Here is a 15,964-nt window from a genome sequence, read left to right as displayed (position 1 = left end):
TATTATCGTTGCGTAATGTGATTTATGCCTCACTAAAATTTGATAAAACGTTTTATCTTCTCGCGCAATTTACTGAATCCAGATTGTTCTCTACGAGGAGTCGTTTTATGACGGCGAAAGCAGCACCAAAAGTCACACTGTGGGAATTCTTCCAGCAGCTAGGCAAAACCTTTATGTTGCCTGTCGCATTACTGTCGTTCTGCGGCATTATGTTGGGGATTGGCAGTTCCCTTAGTAGTCACGATGTCATCACACTGATCCCGGCATTGGGTAACCCTGTGCTGCAGGCCATCTTTACCTGGATGAGTAAGGTTGGTTCGTTTGCGTTTAGTTTCCTGCCAGTGATGTTCTGTATCGCCATTCCGCTGGGTCTGGCGCGCGAAAACAAAGGCGTCGCGGCGTTCGCTGGTTTTGTTGGTTACGCAGTGATGAACCTGGCAGTGAACTTCTGGTTGACCAATAAAGGCATTCTGCCGACCACCGATGCTGCCGTGCTGAAAGCCAATAACATTCAAAGCATTCTTGGGATCCAGTCGATCGACACCGGGATCCTCGGTGCAGTTATCGCCGGTATTATCGTCTGGATGCTGCATGAGCGTTTCCATAATATCCGCCTCCCGGATGCGTTGGCGTTTTTCGGCGGTACGCGCTTCGTGCCAATCATCTCCTCGCTGGTGATGGGCCTTGTCGGTCTGGTGATTCCATTGGTCTGGCCGATCTTCGCCATGGGCATTAGTGGATTAGGCCATATGATTAACAGCGCGGGTGATTTCGGACCTATGCTGTTTGGTACGGGTGAGCGTCTGCTGTTACCATTTGGTCTGCATCACATTCTGGTGGCATTAATTCGCTTTACCGACGCAGGCGGCACGCAGGAAGTCTGCGGTCAAACCGTCAGCGGCGCACTAACCATCTTCCAGGCGCAATTGAGTTGCCCGACCACTCACGGTTTCTCTGAAAGCGCCACGCGTTTCCTCTCGCAGGGCAAAATGCCTGCATTCCTCGGCGGTCTGCCAGGTGCAGCGTTAGCTATGTATCACTGTGCGCGCCCGGAAAATCGCCATAAAATTAAAGGTCTGCTGATTTCTGGCCTGATCGCCTGTGTCGTTGGCGGCACTACCGAACCGCTGGAATTCCTGTTCCTGTTCGTAGCGCCAGTTCTGTACGTCATCCACGCGCTGTTAACCGGCCTCGGCTTCACCGTCATGTCCGTGCTCGGTGTCACCATCGGTAATACCGACGGCAATATCATCGACTTTGTGGTGTTCGGTATTCTGCATGGACTGTCAACCAAGTGGTACATGGTGCCAGTGGTGGCGGCAATCTGGTTTGTTGTTTACTACGTCATCTTCCGTTTCGCTATCACCCGCTTCAATTTGAAAACCCCTGGCCGCGATAGCGAAATTGCCAGCTCAATCGAAAAAGCCGTTGCCGGTACGCCAGGTAAATCAGGTTACAACGTTCCGGCAATCCTCGAAGCCTTAGGCGGTGCCGATAATATTGTCAGCCTCGATAACTGCATTACTCGTCTGCGTTTGTCAGTGAAAGATATGTCCCTTGTTAATGTGCAGGCACTGAAGGACAATCGGGCAATTGGCGTAGTACAACTTAATCAACATAACCTGCAGGTTGTTATCGGGCCGCAAGTTCAGTCAGTCAAAGATGAAATGGCCGGTCTGATGCGTACTGTTCAGGCATAAGGATAAGATATGTTCGATTTTTCGAAGGTCGTGGATCGTTATGGCACATGGTGCACACAGTGGGATTATGTCGCTGACCGTTTCGGCACTGCTGACCTGTTACCGTTCACGATTTCAGACATGGATTTTGCCACCGCTCCCTGCATTATCGAGGCGCTGAACCAGCGCCTGATGCACGGCGTATTTGGCTACAGTCGCTGGAAAAACGATGAATTTCTCGCGGCTATCGCCCACTGGTTTTCCACACAGCATTACACCGCCATTGATACGCAGTCGGTGGTATATGGCCCTTCCGTTATCTATATGGTGTCGGAGCTGATTCGTCAGTGGTCCGCTGTCGGTGAAGGTGTGGTGATCCATACCCCTGCCTACGACGCATTTTACAAAGCCATTGAAGGTAATCAGCGCACCGTGATGCCCGTTGCTTTAGAGAAGCGGGTTGATGGTTGGTTTTGCGATATGGGTAAACTGGAAGCCGTGTTGGCGAAACCGGAGTGTAAAATTATGCTCCTGTGTAGCCCTCAGAATCCTACAGGTAAAGTCTGGACTTGCGATGAACTGGAAACAATGGCTGACCTGTGCGAACGCTATGGTGTGCGCGTTATCTCCGATGAAATCCATATGGATATGGTATGGGGCGAGCAACCGCATATTCCCTGGAGCAATGTAGCTCGCGGCGACTGGGCGCTACTGACTTCTGGTTCGAAAAGTTTCAATATTCCGGCTCTGACCGGGGCTTACGGGATTATTGAAAATAACGACAGCCGTGAAGCGTATTTATCGGCCCTGAAAAGCCGTGATGGGCTTTCTTCCCCTGCGGTACTGGCGTTAACCGCCCATATCGCCGCCTATCAGCAAGGCGCGCCATGGCTTGATGCCTTACGCGTCTATCTGAAAGATAACCTGACGTATATCGCAGAGACGATGAACGCCGCGTTCCCTGAACTCAACTGGCAGATTCCCCAATCCACTTATCTCGCATGGCTTGATTTACGTCCGTTGAACATTGATGACAACGCGTTGCAAAAAGCCCTGATTGAACAAGAAAAAGTGGCAATCATGCCGGGATATACCTACGGTGAAGAAGGCCGTGGCTTTGTTCGGCTCAATGCCGGATGCCCACGTTCTAAACTGGAAAAAGGTGTCGCTGGATTAATTAACGCCATCCAAGCTGTACGCTAATTGCGATTGCGCAACGCAAATAATCGTTGCGCAATCGTAGATTTTTACCCTGCTTTGTTTTTATAATGGTGCGCACTTTTATATCCAGAAAAAGAGTGCGACCATGATTGATACCACCCTGCCATTAACTGATATCCATCGCCACCTTGATGGCAACATTCGTCCCCAGACCATCCTTGAACTTGGCCGCCAGTATAATATCTCGCTACCTGCACAATCCCTGGAAACGCTAATTCCACACGTTCAGGTCATTGCCAACGAACCCGATCTGGTGAGTTTTCTGACTAAGCTTGACTGGGGCGTTAAAGTTCTCGCCTCGCTCGACGCATGCCGTCGCGTGGCGTTTGAAAATATTGAAGATGCTGCCCGAAACGGCCTGCACTATGTCGAACTGCGTTTTTCGCCAGGTTATATGGCAATGACGCATCAGTTGCCTGTTGCGGGCGTTGTCGAAGCCGTTATTGACGGCGTACGTGACGGTTGCCACACCTTTGGTGTGCAGGCGAAACTTATCGGCATTATGAGCCGGACCTTTGGCGAAGCTGCCTGCCAGCAAGAGCTGGAGGCATTTTTAGCCCACCGTGATCAGATTACCGCACTGGATTTAGCCGGTGATGAACTTGGTTTTCCGGGGAGTTTGTTCCTCTCTCACTTCAACCACGCGCGTGATGCAGGCTGGCATATTACCGTCCATGCAGGCGAAGCTGCCGGGGCAGAAAGTATCTGGCAAGCCATTCGTGAGCTGGGAGCTGAACGCATTGGGCATGGCGTAAAAGCCATTGAAGATCGGGCGCTGATGGATTTCCTCGCCGAGCAACAAATTGGCATAGAATCCTGCCTGACCTCCAATATTCAGACCAGTACCGTGGCATCTCTGGCGGCACATCCGCTGAAAACGTTCCTTGAGCATGGTATCTGCGCCAGTATTAACACCGACGACCCGGGTGTTCAGGGCGTCGATATCATTCACGAATATACCGTTGCCGCGCCCGCTGCAGGTTTATCTCGCGAGCAAATCCGCCAGGCGCAGATTAATGGTCTGGAAATGGCTTTCCTCAGCGCAGAGGAAAAACGCGCACTGCGAGAAACAGTCGCAGCGAAGTAACAAAAATGGATGGTGCTAATTGCACCATCCCCTTTTCAAGCAAGGCACAAAGTCGAGCGATGTTTGGCGGACTCGATGCCCAGCTCAATCAACTCCATTACCTGAATGGCCTGACTTGCTGGCACCGGGTTTTCACCGTCGCCATTCAACGCATCACGAATGGCAGCATAGTAAGCCGGATAATTCCCCGGCACGGTCAACAGCGTTTCTTCAACACGTTCCTCGCCTTCAACACGGGTTAGTACACCGTCACGCATATCGTAGCCCCAGTCTTCCTGCGGCAGACGCTCACCATTTTTCAACCGCTCTTCCTGCGGATCGAGGCCGTATTTAACATAGCTGCCACGGGAGCCATGCACGATATAACGTGCTGACTCAGCTGCCGCCAACATGGTGCCGTGTAAAATGACCCGCCGCTGTGGGTAGGACAAAATGGCGTGGAAATAATCAGTCGACTGCGCCCCTGGGCGCAACTGTGCTAAATCCACCGTCATACTGACGGGTAAGCCAAAAAGCGTAATAGCTTGATCGAGCAAATGCGGTGCCAAATCGTACCAGATACCGCTGCCAGGGCCGCCCTGTTCACGCCAGCGATCGCGCACCTGCGGCCGAAAGCGGTCAAAATGAGACTCAAAGTACGCAACTTCACCCAGCGAGCCTTCCGCGAGCAAACCTTTTAGTGTCAAAAAATCGCTATCCCAGCGACGATTATGAAACACCGACAATACGCGACCCAGACTTTTTGCCAACGCATCCAGTTCTCGAGCTTGTGACAGTGTCACGGTAAAAGGCTTGTCGACGACCACATGTTTACCCGCTTCAAGCGCCGCTTTGGCTAACGGGAAATGGGTATCATTTGGTGTGGGAATGACAATCAAGTCTATGTTGGGATCATTAAAAAGATGCTTTGGTTCAGAGACAACCGTCACTGTTGGCCAGTCGGCTTTTACTTTTGTTTCGTCACTGCTGGAAATTACTGCCAGTTCTAGTCCGGGCGTGCCCGCAATCAGGGGCGCATGGAAGGTTTTGCTCGCATAACCATACCCAATCAACCCAACACGGATGTTGTCGCTCATGTCATTGCCTCTCAGAGAAGTACGATCGCTATTTGACACTATCCTTTACCCTCTCTCAACAGTTTAATAACCAGCCCGCAATAAGGGATGTTATTTAACTTAAGTCAAAGAAATGGCGAATTTTCTAATGATAAAAGCTAAATATCGCAAAAACCTCAGCAAAAATCTTGCTGGGGCAATTATTGCTAAGTAACATTTACCCCCTGAAGTTAATGGATCACTCAACATAGATGTGGGCAGTAATGAATCGTCTTATTGAATTAACAGGTTGGATCGTTCTTGTCGTTTCTGTCATTCTCCTTGGCGTGGCGAGTCACATTGACAACTACCAGCCGCCAGAACAGAGTACACCAGTACAACATAAGTAATACCTGCACTTGCAGAACAGCATGCAGCCCGTCCGGATGCATGTTTTAACTTGTCGGGTATTAAACCAGGAATTTATTATCTTGTGGTGTGTTGTCGGCGATTGGCAGGGATAGTAAAGCGCGTTACTCTTTTCATGACAGTATTTCATCCCTGAATATTTACCATCAGCACATTCTTATTATTGTTATTAAATAAGCGTTCACTTTTGGTGAAGTTTTATCATTACATATAATACCTACCACTTTGGTATTAATTATTTTATAGGCCTTTTATGACTGTTCAGGACTACTTATTAAAATTTCGCAAAATCAGTTCACTCGAAAGCCTGGAAAAACTCTACGATCATCTTAATTACACACTGACGGACGATCAGGACCTTATCAACATGTATCGCGCCGCCGATCACCGCCGCGCAGAGCTGGTGTCTGGCGGGCGTTTGTTTGACCTGGGCCAGGTGCCGAAGTCCGTCTGGCACTATGTCCAATAAAGAAAGTAGCGATTGATAATAAAAACCTTATAATAACGCCCCTAAAATTAGATTTGCCTGTTTGCTGTCGCTATTCTGGAGAACCTATGACCACCACAACGCCACAACGTATTGGAGGCTGGTTGCTTGGCCCTTTGGCCTGGCTGTTAGTCGCTCTATTGAGTACGACGCTGACGCTGTTACTGTATACCGCAGCGTTATCTTCTCCTCAAACATATAAAACGATCGGCGAACAAGCACTGACAACGCAAATCTTATGGGGCGTTTCTTTTATTACCGCCATCGCCATGTGGTATTACACTTTGTGGTTGACCATCGCTTTCTTTAAACGTCGGCGTTGTGTTCCTAAACACTATATTATCTGGCTACTGATCTCCGTATTACTGGCTGTTAAAACCTTCGCTTTTTCGCCAGTTGCAGATGGCGTAGCCGTGCGCCAGTTGTTGTTCACTTTGCTGGCAACCGCATTGATAGTCCCCTATTTCAAACGCTCGTTGCGGGTCAAAGCGACGTTTGTGAATCCGTAATAACCTTACAGTTAACCTGTTGTCGCCTGCTCTGGATTAACGGATAATAGGCGGCTTTTTTATTTCAGGCCGAAAAATGACTGACTACCTGTTACTGTTTGTCGGAACTGTACTGGTCAATAACTTTGTACTGGTTAAGTTTCTGGGCCTCTGTCCGTTTATGGGCGTTTCCAAAAAGCTGGAAACTGCAATGGGGATGGGGCTGGCAACAACATTTGTGATGACGCTGGCGTCAATCTGCGCCTGGCTTATCGACACGTGGATCTTGATTCCACTCAACCTGATTTACCTGCGCACGTTAGCGTTTATTTTAGTGATCGCTGTAGTGGTGCAGTTCACCGAGATGGTGGTGCGTAAAACCAGCCCGGTGCTTTATCGTCTGCTGGGGATTTTTCTGCCGCTTATTACCACCAACTGTGCGGTGCTTGGTGTCGCGTTGCTGAATATTAATCTCGGGCATAATTTCTTGCAGTCGGCGCTGTACGGTTTTTCAGCAGCTGTCGGCTTCTCGTTGGTGATGGTGCTTTTCGCAGCCATCCGCGAGCGCCTGGCTGTGGCTGATGTCCCGGCACCTTTTCGTGGTAATGCCATTGCGCTGATTACCGCAGGTCTTATGTCTCTGGCCTTTATGGGCTTTAGTGGTTTGGTGAAGTTGTAATGAATGCTATCTGGATTGCCGTTGCCGCCATCAGCCTGCTGGGCCTGGCGTTTGGCGCCATTCTGGGTTATGCCTCCCGCCGTTTTGCGGTGGAAGACGATCCGGTCGTTGAGAAAATTGACGAAATTTTACCGCAGAGCCAGTGTGGTCAATGCGGTTATCCTGGCTGTCGCCCGTATGCGGAGGCTATCAGTTGCAACGGTGAAAAAATCAACCGCTGCGCCCCTGGTGGCGAAGCTGTAATGCTGAAAATTGCCGAGTTGCTCAACGTCGAACCACAGCCGCTGGATGGCGAAGCGCAGGAGTTGACGCCTGCGCGTATGGTAGCGGTTATCGATGAAAATAACTGTATTGGCTGCACTAAGTGTATTCAGGCGTGTCCGGTGGACGCCATTGTCGGCGCTACCCGAGCAATGCATACCGTCATGAGCGATCTGTGCACAGGTTGTAATCTGTGTGTAGACCCATGCCCAACGCATTGCATCTCCTTACAACCGGTTGCAGAAACGCCAGACAGCTGGAAATGGGATCTGAACACCATTCCCGTGCGCATCATTCCCGTGGAACACCATGCTTAAGTTATTCTCTGCTTTCAAAAAAAATAAAATCTGGGACTTCGATGGCGGCATTCATCCACCGGAGATGAAAACTCAGTCCAACGGTACTCCCCTACGCCAGGTTCCGCTGGCGCAGCGATTTGTTATTCCACTGAAACAGCATATTGGTGCTGAAGGCGAGCTGTGCGTTAACGTTGGTGATAAGGTACTGCGCGGACAGCCACTCACCCGTGGACGCGGCAAAATGCTACCGGTTCACGCACCAACGTCTGGCACCGTTACGGCTATTGCGCCCCACTCTACGGCTCATCCTTCAGCGTTAGCTGAATTAAGCGTGATTATTGATGCCGATGGGGAAGATTGCTGGATCCCACGTGACGGTTGGACCGATTATCGCTCACGCACTCGGGAAGAATTAATCGAACGCATTCATCAATTTGGCGTCGCCGGACTGGGTGGTGCTGGCTTCCCTACTGGCGTTAAATTGCAGGGCGGCGGCGATAAAATCGAAACGTTGATCATTAATGCCGCAGAATGCGAGCCATACATTACCGCCGATGACCGTTTGATGCAGGATTGCGCCGCCCAGGTCGTAGAAGGTATTCGCATTCTTGGGCATATTCTACAGCCACGCGAAATTCTGATCGGAATTGAAGATAACAAACCGCAGGCAATTTCCATGCTGCGTGCAGTGTTGGCGGATTCTCACGATATTTCTCTGCGAGTTATTCCGACCAAATATCCCTCTGGCGGCGCCAAACAGTTAACCTACATCCTGACCGGAAAGCAGGTTCCACACGGCGGTCGTTCATCAGATATCGGCGTGTTAATGCAAAACGTCGGCACGGCTTACGCAGTGAAACGAGCCGTTATTGATGGCGAGCCGATTACCGAGCGTGTCGTGACGCTGACTGGCGAAGCAATTGCACGCCCCGGCAACGTCTGGGCACGACTGGGTACGCCGGTTCGTCATTTATTGAACGATGCAGGATTCTGCCCTTCTGCCGATCAAATGGTGATTATGGGCGGCCCGCTAATGGGCTTTACCTTGCCGTGGCTGGATGTTCCGGTCGTAAAAATCACCAACTGTTTACTGGCACCGTCTGCCAATGAACTTGGCGAACCACAGGAAGAACAAAGCTGCATCCGTTGTAGCGCCTGTGCTGATGCCTGCCCTGCAGATCTCCTGCCGCAACAATTGTACTGGTTCAGCAAAGGCCAGCAGCACGATAAAGCCACCACACATAATATTGCCGATTGTATTGAATGCGGGGCCTGTGCGTGGGTTTGCCCAAGCAATATCCCTCTTGTGCAATATTTCCGTCAGGAAAAAGCCGAGATTGCCGCCATTCGTCAGGAAGAAAAACGCGCAGCCGAAGCAAAAGCACGCTTTGAAGCTCGTCAGGCACGTCTGGAACGTGAAAAAGCCGCGCGTCTTGAACGACACAAGAACGCGGCGGTTCAACCTGCGGCCAAAGACAAAGATGCGATTGCTGCCGCACTGGCACGCGTAAAAGAAAAACAGGCCCAGGCCACACAGCCTATTGTGATTAAAGCGGGCGAACGCCCGGATAACAGCGCGATTATTGCGGCACGGGAAGCGCGTAAAGCGCAAGCCAGAGCGAAACAGGCTGAATTGCAACAGACTAACGAAGCCGCAACCGTTGCCGATCCGCGGAAAGCGGCAGTGGAAGCCGCAATTGCTCGCGCCAAAGCACGCAAGCAGGAGCAACAGCCTGCTAACGAAGAGCCGCAGGAACAGGTTGACCCGCGTAAAGCTGCCGTCGAAGCGGCTATCGCCCGTGCTAAAGCTCGCAAGCAGGAGCAACAGCCTGCTAACGAAGAACCGCAGGAACAGGTTGATCCGCGTAAAGCTGCCGTTGAAGCCGCTATTGCCCGTGCTAAAGCGCGCAAGCTGGAACAGCAGCCTGCTAACGAAGAGCCGCAGGAACAGGTTGACCCGCGTAAAGCTGCCGTCGAAGCGGCTATCGCCCGTGCTAAAGCGCGCAAGCTGGAGCAACAGCCTGCTAACGAAGAACCGCAGGAACAGGTTGATCCGCGTAAAGCAGCCGTTGAAGCCGCTATTGCCCGTGCCAAAGCGCGCAAGCTGGAACAGCAGCCTGCTAACGAAGAACCGCAGGAACAGGTTGATCCGCGTAAAGCTGCCGTTGAAGCCGCTATCGCCCGCGCCAAAGCGCGCAAGCTGGAACAGCAGCCTGCTAACGAAGAACCGCAGGAACAGGTTGATCCGCGCAAGGCTGCCGTTGAAGCTGCTATCGCCCGCGCTAAAGCGCGCAAGCTGGAACAGCAGCAGGCCAACGGAGAGCAGGAAGAACAGGTTGATCCGCGCAAGGCTGCAGTTGCCGCGGCTATCGCCCGGGTTCAGGCAAAAAAAGCCGCTCAGCAAAAGGTTGTAAACGAGGACTAAATGGTATTCAGAATAGCTAGCTCCCCTTATACCCATAACCAGCGCCAGACATCGCGCATAATGCTGCTGGTGCTGGTCGCAACCGTCCCAGGAATCGCTGCGCAACTGTGGTTTTTTGGCTGGGGTACTCTCGTTCAACTCCTGTTGGCCTCGGTCAGTGCACTCTTAGCCGAAGCCCTCGTACTCAAACTGCGCAAGCAATCTGTAACGGCAACCTTAAAAGATAACTCAGCATTGCTAACGGGCTTATTACTGGCGGTAAGTATTCCGCCTCTTGCGCCGTGGTGGATGGTGGTACTCGGCACGGTGTTTGCCGTAATCATCGCTAAACAGCTGTATGGCGGTCTGGGGCAAAATCCGTTTAACCCGGCAATGATTGGTTATGTGGTATTACTGATCTCCTTCCCGGTACAGATGACCAGCTGGTTGCCGCCGCATGAGATTGCGGTCAATATCCCTGGATTCATTGACGCTGTACAGATTATCTTCAGCGGTCATACCGCCAGTGGTGGTGATATGAACACACTTCGCTTAGGTATCGATGGCATTAGCCAGGCGACACCGCTGGATACGTTCAAAACATCTGTACGCGCCGGTCATTCTGTTGAACAGATTATGCAGTATCCAATCTACAGCGGTGTTCTCGCGGGCACTGGCTGGCAATGGGTAAACCTCGCATGGCTGGTTGGTGGCGTGTGGCTGCTATGGCAGAAAGCGATTCGTTGGCATATTCCCGTCAGTTTCTTAGTGACACTGGCCCTGTGCGCAACGCTGGGTTGGTTGTTCTCTCCGGAAACACTAGCTTCACCGCAGATTCATCTGCTGTCTGGCGCGACCATGCTCGGTGCATTCTTTATTCTGACCGATCCAGTCACCGCGTCTACCACCAATCGTGGTCGTCTGATTTTCGGTGCGCTGGCGGGATTATTAGTCTGGCTGATCCGCAGTTTCGGCGGCTATCCTGACGGCGTTGCCTTTGCTGTCCTGCTGGCGAACATCACGGTTCCTCTGATCGATTACTACACGCGTCCACGCGTATACGGCCATCGCAAAGGATAAACCATGCTGAAGACTATCCGAAAACACGGTATTACGCTGGCGCTGTTCGCCGCTGGTTCAACAGGTTTAACGGCTGCCATCAACCAGATGACCAAAGCCACGATTGCTGAACAGGCTAGCCTGCAACAAAAAGCGTTATTTGATCAGGTGTTACCAGCCGATCGCTATAACAACGAACTGGCCCAAAGTTGCTATATAGTGACTGCGTCTGAGTTAGGAAAAGGCGAGCATCGGATTTACATCGCGAAAAAGGATGATAAACCAGTAGCTGCCGTTCTGGAGGCAACCGCACCAGATGGTTATTCCGGTGCGATTCAGTTGTTGGTTGGGGCCGATTTTAACGGCACGGTACTTGGCACCCGCGTGACAGAACATCACGAAACGCCGGGGCTTGGCGACAAAATCGAACTGCGCCTTTCTGACTGGATCACCCATTTCGCGGGTAAAAATATCAGTGACGCGGATGACGCTCACTGGGCAGTGAAGAAAGATGGTGGTGATTTCGACCAGTTCACCGGAGCGACCATTACGCCTCGCGCGGTGGTGAATGCGGTAAAACGCGCCGGATTGTTTGCCCAAACGTTGCCAGCACAACTTTCTCAACTTCCTGCCTGTGGAGAATAAACCGTGAGCGAAATTAAAGACGTTATTGTTCAGGGGTTATGGAAGAACAACTCCGCACTGGTCCAGTTACTTGGCCTCTGTCCGCTGCTGGCGGTCACTTCCACTGCCACCAACGCACTGGGTTTAGGGCTTGCGACAACGCTGGTGTTGACTCTCACCAACCTGACCATCTCGACGCTGCGTCACTGGACGCCAGCCGAAATCCGAATCCCGATTTACGTGATGATCATCGCCTCGGTGGTCAGCGCCGTACAAATGCTGATTAACGCATACGCCTTTGGCCTGTATCAATCGTTAGGGATTTTTATTCCTCTGATTGTCACTAACTGTATCGTTGTTGGCCGTGCGGAAGCTTTCGCCGCAAAAAAAGGTCCGGCGCTCTCCGCACTTGATGGTTTTTCGATAGGCATGGGCGCAACCTGCGCCATGTTCGTACTGGGTTCACTACGCGAAATCATCGGCAACGGAACATTGTTTGACGGTGCCGATGCGCTGTTAGGTAGCTGGGCCAAAGTACTGCGGGTAGAGATCTTCCATACCGATTCTCCCTTCCTGTTAGCAATGTTACCGCCAGGCGCATTCATTGGTCTGGGGCTGATGCTGGCGGGAAAATATCTGATTGATGAAAGAATGAAAAAGCGCCGTGCTGAAGCAGCTGCTACACGCGAGTTGCCAAACGGTGAAACAGGGAATGTCTGATGAACAAAGCAAAACGACTGGAGATCCTCACTCGCCTGCGTGAGAACAACCCTCATCCTACAACCGAACTTAATTTCAGTTCGCCTTTTGAATTGCTGATTGCTGTACTGCTTTCCGCTCAGGCGACCGATGTCAGCGTCAATAAGGCGACGGCAAAGCTTTACCCGGTGGCCAATACACCTGCCGCAATGCTCGAACTGGGCGTTGATGGGGTTAAAACGTATATCAAAACCATTGGGCTATATAACAGCAAAGCAGAAAATATCATCAAAACCTGCCGTATTTTGCTCGAACAGCATAATGGCGAAGTTCCGGAAGATCGCGCTGCGCTGGAAGCCCTGCCCGGTGTAGGGCGTAAAACAGCAAACGTGGTATTGAATACTGCTTTCGGTTGGCCGACCATTGCTGTAGATACGCACATTTTCCGCGTCTGTAATCGCACCCAATTTGCACCGGGGAAAAATGTCGAACAGGTTGAAGAAAAACTACTCAAAGTGGTTCCGGCAGAATTCAAAGTCGATTGCCACCACTGGTTAATCCTCCACGGGCGTTACACCTGTATTGCCCGCAAGCCTCGCTGTGGCTCCTGCATTATTGAAGATCTTTGTGAATACAAAGAGAAAGTTGACATCTGACGAAAAGGGGTAACATCGTTATCCCATTCATAACTATTTCTCATCCTCTTATAAAACATCTTGTTAACGTCAATGATGCCGCCTCGCGGCATCATTGTCAGGCAATCCGTTTGTGAATAACCAAAAATGCAGGTTAATTGTTTTTTTAATAGCGAAATTTTCTATCTATTCGTGATCAAGATCACATTGATGTCATGATGTAAAAATTTTGCTCTATTTAAGTTAAATTTGACAAGGCATTGATTCAACCAGGGCATAAACCTACAAAACATTACACTGTCTATTTTTCAGATAATGGACTATCTCACTACATAAAACACCTTACAGTAGAACATATCGCCAAATATCAGTATTCCCCCTCTTCTGGTAGTGAAAAAATCTGCCGTTGCGTTTTTTGAAAAATTTAACGCTGGATAACATTTCAATGGGCCGATGATTTCTCCATGCCAGTTATATGTAACAGATTATTACAAAGGACTTGTCTGAAAGTGCAAGATAGTGAACATTACCTGCCGTTTCCCCTCCCACTATAACAATTGCGCGTATGTTTATTAGACATCACGCGAGAAAGCCCCCCCGTTAATATGGGATGTAAAAAAAGAGGTAAAAGTGTCCACTGCAAACCAAAAACCAACAGAAAGCGTTAGTTTGAACGCTTTCAAACAACCGAAGGCGTTCTATCTCATCTTCTCGATCGAGTTATGGGAACGCTTTGGTTATTACGGCCTACAAGGAATTATGGCTGTTTACCTGGTTAAACAACTGGGTATGTCCGAAGCGGATTCAATCACACTTTTCTCTTCCTTTAGCGCCCTGGTTTATGGTCTTGTCGCTATTGGTGGTTGGTTAGGCGATAAAGTACTGGGTACAAAACGCGTCATTATGCTTGGTGCTATTGTGCTGGCTATTGGCTATGCGCTGGTTGCCTGGTCTGGTCACGATGCCGGTATCGTCTATATGGGTATGGCGGCAATTGCGGTCGGTAACGGCCTGTTTAAAGCCAACCCGTCTTCACTGCTGTCAACTTGCTACGAGAAAAACGATCCACGTCTGGACGGTGCATTCACCATGTACTACATGTCCGTCAACATCGGTTCATTCTTCTCTATGATTGCAACGCCGTGGTTAGCAGCCAAGTATGGCTGGAGCGTCGCATTCGCCCTTAGCGTAGTTGGTCTGTTGATCACCATCGTTAACTTCGCCTTTTGCCAACGCTGGGTTAAGCAGTACGGTTCAAAACCTGACTTCGAGCCGATCAACTACCGCAATCTGCTGTTAACCATTATTGGTGTTGTCGCGCTGATTGCTATTGCCACCTGGCTGCTGCACAACCAGGACGTTGCGCGTATGGCGCTGGGCGTTGTTGCCTTCGGTATCGTGGTTATCTTCGGTAAAGAAGCCTTTGCAATGAAAGGTGCTGCACGTCGTAAAATGATCGTTGCTTTCATCCTGATGCTTGAAGCAATCATCTTCTTCGTGCTGTACAGCCAGATGCCGACGTCTCTGAACTTCTTTGCAATCCGTAACGTTGAGCACACCATTCTGGGCCTGGCAGTAGAACCTGAACAGTATCAGGCACTGAACCCGTTCTGGATCATCATTGGTAGCCCGATTCTCGCCGCTATCTATAACAAGATGGGCGATACCCTGCCGATGCCGACTAAGTTTGCTATCGGTATGGTGATGTGTTCTGGCGCGTTCCTGATCCTGCCACTGGGCGCGAAATTCGCCTCTGACGCCGGTATCGTGTCTGTAAGCTGGCTGGTCGCAAGCTATGGCCTGCAGAGTATCGGTGAACTGATGATCTCCGGTCTGGGTCTGGCAATGGTTGCGCAGCTCGTTCCACAGCGTCTGATGGGCTTTATTATGGGTAGCTGGTTCCTGACCACTGCCGGTGCAAACCTGATTGGTGGTTATGTTGCGGGTATGATGGCTGTACCGGATAACGTAACCGATCCGCTGATGTCGCTGGAAGTATATGGCCGCGTATTCTTACAGATTGGTGTTGCTACTGCTGTTATTGCAGTGCTGATGCTGCTGACCGCGCCGAAACTGCATCGTATGACTCAGGACGATGCTGCTGATAAAGCGGCGAAAGCTGCCGTAGCGTAAATTTCAGGGAAACTCTTTTACAAGCCGCTAACTTTTCGTTAGCGGCTTTTTTTTTGTTCAGCAACGCACTACCATACTTTAAACCACAGCCAAAAGGAGTTACCGATGAAACTGTTCTACAAACCGGGCGCCTGCTCTCTTGCTTCCCATATCATCCTGCGTGAGAGCGGAAAGGACTTTACGCTCACCAGTGTGGATTTAATGAAAAAACGTCTGGAAAACGGTGATGATTACTTTGCGATTAATCCTAAAGGGCAGGTTCCTGCTCTGCTGCTGGACGATGGCACTCTGCTCACGGAAGGCGTGGCCATTATGCAGTATCTTGCCGACAGCGTCCCCGACCGCCAGTTACTGGCTCCGGTAAACAGTATTTCTCGCTATAAAACCATCGAATGGCTGAACTATATCGCCACTGAGTTGCATAAAGGCTTTACTCCGCTGTTTCACCCGGCTACACCGGAAGAGTTCAAACCGACTGCACGCGCACAGCTGGAGAAAAAACTGCAGTACGTTAACGATGCGCTGAAAGAGGATCACTGGATTTGCGGGCAACGTTTTACTATTGCTGACGCCTATCTGTTTACTGTACTGCGCTGGGCATATGGGGTGAAATTGAATCTGGAAGGTTTAGAGCATATTGCCGCCTATATGCAGCGTATGGCTGAACGTCCGACGGTAAAAGCCGCGCTAACTGCGGAAGGGTTGCAGTAATGGTTATCGGCCCGCAGGATACTGTGGGCCGACAA

General features: G+C 50.6%; 16 protein-coding genes. 15 read left to right on the top strand and 1 reads right to left on the bottom strand.

The annotated features are described in order from the left end of the window. The first annotated feature begins 107 nt into the window (after nucleotides 1-107). The 3 genes from malX to add all read left to right on the top strand — a co-directional run bounded on the left by malX (nucleotide 108) and on the right by add (nucleotide 3,987). Nucleotides 108-1,700 carry a PTS maltose transporter subunit IICB gene (malX, locus tag D9738_RS15935; RefSeq protein ID WP_130258952.1) on the top strand — a complete coding sequence of 531 codons (1,593 nt, stop codon included), beginning with the start codon at nucleotides 108-110 and terminating at the stop codon, nucleotides 1,698-1,700. 9 nt (nucleotides 1,701-1,709) lie between these two features. Further along, on the top strand, nucleotides 1,710-2,882 hold the full coding sequence (malY, locus tag D9738_RS15930) for a bifunctional maltose regulon transcriptional repressor/cystathionine beta-lyase MalY (protein WP_130260594.1): 1,173 nt from the start codon (nucleotides 1,710-1,712) through the stop codon (nucleotides 2,880-2,882). 103 nt (nucleotides 2,883-2,985) lie between these two features. After that, the gene (gene add / locus D9738_RS15925; RefSeq protein WP_130260593.1) at nucleotides 2,986-3,987 is read left to right on the top strand and encodes an adenosine deaminase; all 1,002 of its coding nucleotides are present in this window, start codon (nucleotides 2,986-2,988) and stop codon (nucleotides 3,985-3,987) included. Nucleotides 3,988-4,022: 35 nt separating this feature from the next. Here add and D9738_RS15920 read toward each other — a convergent pair whose 3' ends face one another. Continuing rightward, nucleotides 4,023-5,063, bottom strand: coding sequence for an oxidoreductase (locus D9738_RS15920; RefSeq protein WP_064530016.1), 1,041 nt, complete (start codon nucleotides 5,061-5,063; stop codon nucleotides 4,023-4,025). A gap of 242 nt (nucleotides 5,064-5,305) precedes the next feature. Between D9738_RS15920 and blr the strand changes: the two genes are divergently transcribed. From blr to gstA, 12 genes are all read left to right on the top strand, one after another. Then, on the top strand, nucleotides 5,306-5,431 hold the full coding sequence (blr, locus tag D9738_RS15915; protein WP_032147885.1) for a division septum protein Blr: 126 nt from the start codon (nucleotides 5,306-5,308) through the stop codon (nucleotides 5,429-5,431). Nucleotides 5,432-5,703: 272 nt separating this feature from the next. Then, nucleotides 5,704-5,919: a transcription modulator YdgT gene (gene ydgT / locus D9738_RS15910; RefSeq protein WP_064530017.1), complete on the top strand. Its 216-nt coding sequence runs from the start codon at nucleotides 5,704-5,706 to the stop codon at nucleotides 5,917-5,919. Between the two features lie 86 nt (nucleotides 5,920-6,005). Continuing rightward, nucleotides 6,006-6,446 (top strand): DUF2569 domain-containing protein, encoded by a 441-nt coding sequence (locus D9738_RS15905; RefSeq protein WP_130209359.1) that lies wholly within the window; start codon nucleotides 6,006-6,008, stop codon nucleotides 6,444-6,446. A 76-nt stretch (nucleotides 6,447-6,522) separates the two neighbouring features. Then, nucleotides 6,523-7,104, top strand: a complete 582-nt coding sequence (rsxA, locus tag D9738_RS15900; RefSeq protein WP_000133193.1) for an electron transport complex subunit RsxA — start codon at nucleotides 6,523-6,525, stop codon at nucleotides 7,102-7,104. Further along, complete coding sequence (gene rsxB, locus D9738_RS15895) at nucleotides 7,104-7,682, top strand: electron transport complex subunit RsxB (RefSeq protein ID WP_130209361.1); 579 nt, start codon at nucleotides 7,104-7,106, stop codon at nucleotides 7,680-7,682. Before rsxA ends, rsxB begins: the two co-directional genes overlap by 1 nt. Continuing rightward, entirely contained in the window at nucleotides 7,675-10,089 is a 2,415-nt protein-coding gene (gene rsxC, locus D9738_RS15890) for an electron transport complex subunit RsxC (RefSeq protein WP_130260592.1), read from the top strand. The genes rsxB and rsxC overlap by 8 nt, the downstream gene beginning before the upstream one ends. Next, complete coding sequence (gene rsxD / locus D9738_RS15885; protein WP_130260591.1) at nucleotides 10,090-11,148, top strand: electron transport complex subunit RsxD; 1,059 nt, start codon at nucleotides 10,090-10,092, stop codon at nucleotides 11,146-11,148. Between the two features lie 3 nt (nucleotides 11,149-11,151). Next, nucleotides 11,152-11,772: an electron transport complex subunit RsxG gene (gene rsxG, locus D9738_RS15880; protein WP_130260590.1), complete on the top strand. Its 621-nt coding sequence runs from the start codon at nucleotides 11,152-11,154 to the stop codon at nucleotides 11,770-11,772. Nucleotides 11,773-11,775: 3 nt separating this feature from the next. Continuing rightward, complete coding sequence (gene rsxE / locus D9738_RS15875) at nucleotides 11,776-12,471, top strand: electron transport complex subunit RsxE (protein ID WP_064530022.1); 696 nt, start codon at nucleotides 11,776-11,778, stop codon at nucleotides 12,469-12,471. Then, nucleotides 12,471-13,106, top strand: a complete 636-nt coding sequence (gene nth, locus D9738_RS15870; protein ID WP_001030332.1) for an endonuclease III — start codon at nucleotides 12,471-12,473, stop codon at nucleotides 13,104-13,106. Before rsxE ends, nth begins: the two co-directional genes overlap by 1 nt. Nucleotides 13,107-13,715: 609 nt before the next feature. Next, on the top strand, nucleotides 13,716-15,218 hold the full coding sequence (gene dtpA, locus D9738_RS15865) for a dipeptide/tripeptide permease DtpA (protein WP_064530078.1): 1,503 nt from the start codon (nucleotides 13,716-13,718) through the stop codon (nucleotides 15,216-15,218). A 105-nt stretch (nucleotides 15,219-15,323) separates the two neighbouring features. Further along, nucleotides 15,324-15,929 (top strand): glutathione transferase GstA, encoded by a 606-nt coding sequence (gene gstA, locus D9738_RS15860; RefSeq protein ID WP_130208170.1) that lies wholly within the window; start codon nucleotides 15,324-15,326, stop codon nucleotides 15,927-15,929. Nucleotides 15,930-15,964 lie beyond the last annotated feature (35 nt).

Source organism: Escherichia sp. E10V5 (genome assembly GCF_004212315.1).
In the GTDB taxonomy this organism is placed as follows: domain Bacteria; phylum Pseudomonadota; class Gammaproteobacteria; order Enterobacterales; family Enterobacteriaceae; genus Escherichia.
This window is presented reverse-complemented; position numbering and strand designations above follow the sequence as displayed.